A 468-nucleotide genomic window follows, 5' to 3' on the forward strand; every position below is an offset into this window, starting at 1 on the left:
CCGAGGTGGGACAGTTCTCGGGGGCCGGTCGGGGGCGGGACGCGCGTCGGTGGCTGGTGCGGGTGGCGTTGCTGGTCGCGGCGGGCCTGCTTGTCGTCGCTCTGGTCAGCCAGTGGAACGCCGTCCGCGCGTCGTTCAGTGAGCTGACCGCGTTCGGGGTGGCCGCCTCGGGAGCCGTCACGGTGCTGGCGGTCGGGACGACTGTGCTGTCGTGGCGGGCGCTGCTGGCGTCGCTCGGCGTGGCGTTGCCACTGCGGGCCGCGTTGCGGATCTTCTTCGTCGGGCAGGTCGGCAAGTACGTCCCCGGCAGCGTGTGGCCGGTGCTGGCCCAGATGGAGCTGTCCCGGGACCACGGGGTGCCCCGGCCGAAGGCCGCGTCCGCCAGCCTGATCGTGCTGGCGCTGGCGGTCCCCTGCGGCGGGGTGGCCGCCGCGGTGACCCTGCCGTTCGTGTCGGCGGGCGCGCTGC

Annotated in this window: 1 protein-coding gene; it reads left to right on the top strand. The window is 75.0% G+C overall.

Annotation, left to right across the window (positions count from 1 at the left end; all coding sequences use genetic code 11):
- Window positions 1–5 precede the first annotated feature (5 nt).
- A partial coding sequence (locus NBW84_RS13000; protein ID WP_250284905.1) for a lysylphosphatidylglycerol synthase domain-containing protein occupies window positions 6–468 on the top strand: 463 nt, incomplete at its 3' end.

Source organism: Protofrankia sp. CiP1_Cm_nod2, from assembly GCF_920664355.1.
Lineage (GTDB): Bacteria > Actinomycetota > Actinomycetes > Frankiales > Frankiaceae > Protofrankia.